A 4138-nucleotide genomic window follows, 5' to 3' on the forward strand; every position below is an offset into this window, starting at 1 on the left:
AGCCCGAGCTGCACGACGAAGTGTTCGGCCCCGCCTCGCTCGTCGTGCGCTGCCCGGATCTTGACACGATGCATGCGCTCGTCGAGCGGCTCGACGGACAGCTCACGACGGCGCTGCATGTCGACGACGGCGATCATGCTGCGGCGCGCGCCTTCATGCCGCTGCTCGAACGGCGCGCGGGGCGCATTCTCGTGAACGGCTTCGGCACGGGCGTCGAGGTCGGGCATGCGATGGTGCACGGCGGTCCGTTTCCGGCGACGTCGGACGGACGCTCGACGTCGGTGGGCAGCCTCGCGATCGGCCGCTTCCTGCGCCCGGTCTGCTATCAGGACGTGCCCGACGCGCTGCTGCCCGATGCCCTGCGCGATGCGAATCCGCTGGGCGTGCCGCGCACCATCGACGGGCATCGCGACGCGCAGGCGTGACGGGTCCGTTCCCGAACGGGCGAAGCGGTGATGGCGTACTTTCGACTGATGATTGGCCGCTTGCCCGACGGCCTTTCATGCACGCGCAGCGATGCCGGTGAAGCGGCGCCGGCGTCGCCGTATACGGCTTCTTCCAATTGCGCGACCGTACGTTTTATGGTCTTGTTGCGGGATATCGCATCGACTCGAAAAAGGAAAGTCGAATGCAGCCGGGCGATTCACACGGGGACCTATTGATCAGGGGAATCGGCGCACGTACGCGCGTACGTGTCGCCGTGTTCGGGCTGCTCATCATTTTGATGGCGGGCTTGGTTGCCGCTGCGCTTGCGGCATTCGCCGCTCCTCCCGAAGCCGTCAACGACAACGTGCTGCGCGTGCTTGCATGGCCGGGCTATGCGGACAGCGACATCGTCAGCGCGTTCGAGGCGCAATTTCACGTACGCGTCGAAGTGACGTTCGTCGATTCCGACGAAGCACTATGGACGCGGATGCACAGCGCCGCGCCACCGCCTTACGACGTGCTGGCCGCGAACACGGCCGAGATCCAGCGCTACGCGCACGAACGTCTGCTCGCGCCGATCGACCTGTCGCGCATCCCGAACCGTCGGCGGCAGTTGCCGAACTTCCAGCAGCTCGCGACGATCGACGGGCTCGTTGAAGAGGGCGCCACGTACGCGATTCCGTTCACGTATTCGTCGATGGGCCTGATCTACGACCGCACGCAGGTGCCGGCCGCGCCGCACTCGATGCGGGAATTGTGGAATCCGCGCTACCGCGGCAAGGTGCTCGACTTCAACAGTGCGCAGCACAATTTTTCGTTCACGGCGCTGGCGCTCGGCTATCCCGATCCGTTTCGCCTGTCGCCCGCGCAGACGCTCACCGTCGCGCACAAGCTGATCGACCTGCGCCGCAACCTGCTGACGTACTACACGCTTCCTGAAGAGGCGACCGCGCTGTTCGTCCAGCATCGCGCGGCGCTGATGTTCGGCAACTACGGCACGCAGCAGGTCGAGCTGCTCAGGCGCGCCGGCGCGGACGTCGGCTACGTGATCCCGGACGAAGGCGCGCTCGCGTGGCTCGACTGCTGGGCCGTCACGCGCGGCGCGCTGCATCCCGAGCTCGCGTTCGCATGGATCAACTACATGCTCGAACCGGCGATCGGCGCGCTGCTGACCGAACGCCAGGGCCTCGCGAACACGCTTGCGCCGCCACCGGGCCTCGACACCGGGCACCAGCATCTCGTCTGGCTCCAGCCCGTCGAGGACATCGCGCGGCGCGAATCGCTGTGGAGCCGCATCGTGTCGGGCGACCGTCCGGAGCGATTCGAAAAATGATCCGGCTCGGGCTCACGTCGAAACTGTCGGTGCTGTTCGCGTGCATCGGCGTGATCGCGTCCGGCGCGACCGGCTATTACGCCTATCGCGCGAACCGCGCGATGCTCGTGCAGGAGGCGCAGCACAGCCTGCTGATGTCGACGCAACTGCTCGGGCAGCGCTTCACCAGTGCGCTGTCCGATGTCGCGGACGATGCGCTCGTGCTCGCGCAGTTGCCGTCATGCGCGCTGGTTTCGGGCGGCGATCGCCGGGATGGCGCGCCACGCACCCGGCTCGAGCAGGTGTTCTACAGCTTCATGAGAAACCACCCGGAGTACCTGCAGATCCGGCTGATCGCGCGTGGGGATTTCGGGCTCGAGCGCATCCGTGTCGATCGCGACGCACACGGCATCGTCGTGCTGCCGGACAGCGTGTTCCAGGAGAAAGGACAGTTTTCCTACGTATTCGATACGCTCGCGACGGCGCCCGGCCATATCTACCTGTCGCCGATCGTGATCAACCACGAGACGGGGTCGCACGCAGCCGAAGGGCTGCCGATCCTGCGCGTGGGCACGCCGGTCGTCGACACGTCGGGCCAGACGGTGGGCGCGCTGGTTGTCGACGTCGAGCTGTCGCGCGTGTTCGACCGGCTCGAGCGCGATCTGCCGGAAGACTACGCGGTGTATCTCGCGAACGAGTGGGGCGATTTCCTCGTGCATCCCGATCCGTCGCAGACGTTCGGCTTCGACCGCGGCCGGCGTGTGCTGATGCAGGACCGCTTCGCCGCCACGCGCGCGCTGTTCGACAGTACGCGTGTCAACGTTACCCTCAATGGCCTTGCCGATCCGGCCGAGGCGCCGGGGCAGATGTTCGCGTTCGCGCGCACGCCGTTCGGGCATGACGAGGGCAACCGCTTCGTCGTGCTCGGGATGGGGCGCCCGCTGGCGGACGTGCTGGCGCCGGCCGGCATGCTCGGCGAACGGATCGTGCGGATGGTGCTCGTGTCGAGCCTGATGGCGGTGATTCTCGCGATCCTGTTCGCGCGTGCGATCACGCGGCCGCTGCAGACGCTCGCGCGCGCCGCGACGCACGTGTTCGACGATCCGGTCGCCGAGCAGTTGCCGGTCGGGCGTGCCGACGAGATCGGCGTGCTCGCGCGCTGTTTCGACAGCATGCGTGTCGAGATCCGCACGCAGGTCGCGATGCTGCGCGCGAAGCAGCTGGAGCTCACGCACCTCGCCGGCCACGATGCGTTGACCGCGCTGCCGAACCGCCTGCTGTTCATGGAGCATCTCGACGCCGCGATCCGGCGCGCGGCCGCGATGCACGAAGGGCTGGCCGTGATGTTCGTCGATCTCGACCGCTTCAAGCAGATCAACGACCAGCACGGGCACTCGGCGGGCGACCGCGCGCTCGTCGCGGTCGCCAAGCGGCTGAGTCTCGTGCTGCGCGGCGGCGACATGGTCGCGCGGCTCGGCGGCGACGAATTCATCGTGCTGATTTCGGACGTGCGTTCACCGGCGGTGATCGGCGACGTCGCGTCGCGCATCCAGCTCGTGATGGCCGAGGAACTGGAGTTCGGCGACCGGCGTGTGGCCGTCGGCGCGAGCATCGGCGTCAGCGAGTTTCCGGCCGACGGCGCGTCGGCCGAGGAACTGCTCGTCAAGGCCGACGCGGCGATGTATGCGGCGAAGGCGGCCGCGCAAAGCGCGTTCGTGCGCTATCAGGATCTCGTCGGCAGCGGGAGTGACGCCGGCAGCGGAACGGACGAAGCGGCCGGCCGGGTCGCGTCGGGCGGCAGCCGGTGACGGCCGGCCGCAGATACGTGCGATGCAAACGCCACGAGCCCGTCGCGGGACGGGCTCGTGGCCGGTGCGGACTGCGCGCGAAGGCGCGCAGCGGCAGGCTTAGTGGCCGAAGTAGATCGAGTCGTGCGGGTTTTGCACCTTGACGGCCGGTGCGCCGCCCTGGACGGCCGCGGCCGGTTGCGCACCGTAGCCGCTGTTGTCGGCGCCGTGCACGCGGGCTTGTGCGGCCTGGATGTCGGCCGGGTAGTACGGGCTCGACTGGCTCGGCTTGTAGCCGGCGCTTTCGAGCTGGACCAGTTCGTTGCGCACTTGAGCGCGGGTCACGGTGCTTTGGGCGAATGCGCCGAACGAAGCGGACAGGGCGACAGCGGCAACGACTGCGGAAACGAGCGATTTCATGATGACCTCCGATGTTTATTGGCTTTCCGCGTTCGACACCATGTCGTAAGCGGTTGATTACATCGTAGGCGCCGGGTGGCCTAGGGTAAACGTGAGTTTCGGTGAAAGATCGTTGCAACCGGGGCAATAATTTCGAGACAAACGCTTTCTGTCCCTATTCGATGTTGCCGGATTTGCAAGGGCGAGGGAGGCG

Annotated in this window: 3 protein-coding genes and 1 pseudogene; 3 read left to right on the forward strand and 1 reads right to left on the reverse strand. The window is 67.1% G+C overall.

The genetic code is table 11. From position 1 onward, the window contains the following. From JYJ84_RS30025 to JYJ84_RS30035, 3 genes and pseudogenes are all read left to right on the forward strand, one after another. Nucleotides 1–425 (forward strand): annotated as a pseudogene (locus tag JYJ84_RS30025) (aldehyde dehydrogenase (NADP(+))); the annotation flags it as partial. A gap of 203 nt (nt 426–628) precedes the next feature. Next, on the forward strand, nt 629–1759 hold the full coding sequence (locus JYJ84_RS30030) for an extracellular solute-binding protein (protein WP_175219699.1): 1131 nt from the start codon (nt 629–631) through the stop codon (nt 1757–1759). Continuing rightward, the gene (locus JYJ84_RS30035) at nt 1756–3546 is read left to right on the forward strand and encodes a GGDEF domain-containing protein (RefSeq protein WP_175219697.1); all 1791 of its coding nucleotides are present in this window, start codon (nt 1756–1758) and stop codon (nt 3544–3546) included. The genes JYJ84_RS30030 and JYJ84_RS30035 overlap by 4 nt, the downstream gene beginning before the upstream one ends. A gap of 99 nt (nt 3547–3645) precedes the next feature. Here the strand turns inward: JYJ84_RS30035 and JYJ84_RS30040 are convergent, their stop codons facing one another. After that, entirely contained in the window at nt 3646–3945 is a 300-nt protein-coding gene (locus JYJ84_RS30040) for a DUF4148 domain-containing protein (RefSeq protein ID WP_122947209.1), read from the reverse strand. Nucleotides 3946–4138: the final 193 nt, after the last annotated feature.

Source organism: Burkholderia sp. LMG 13014 (assembly GCF_905232215.1).
GTDB lineage: Bacteria > Pseudomonadota > Gammaproteobacteria > Burkholderiales > Burkholderiaceae > Burkholderia.

What these genes read in the sequence shown, in the direction of transcription:
- JYJ84_RS30040 (WP_122947209.1), bottom strand. Translation starts at nt 3,945, where the DNA reads ATGAAATCGCTCGTTTCCGCAGTCGTTGCCGCTGTCGCCCTGTCCGCT.
- JYJ84_RS30035 (WP_175219697.1), top strand. Translation starts at nt 1,756, where the DNA reads ATGATCCGGCTCGGGCTCACGTCGAAACTGTCGGTGCTGTTCGCGTGC.
- JYJ84_RS30030 (WP_175219699.1), top strand. Translation starts at nt 629, where the DNA reads ATGCAGCCGGGCGATTCACACGGGGACCTATTGATCAGGGGAATCGGC.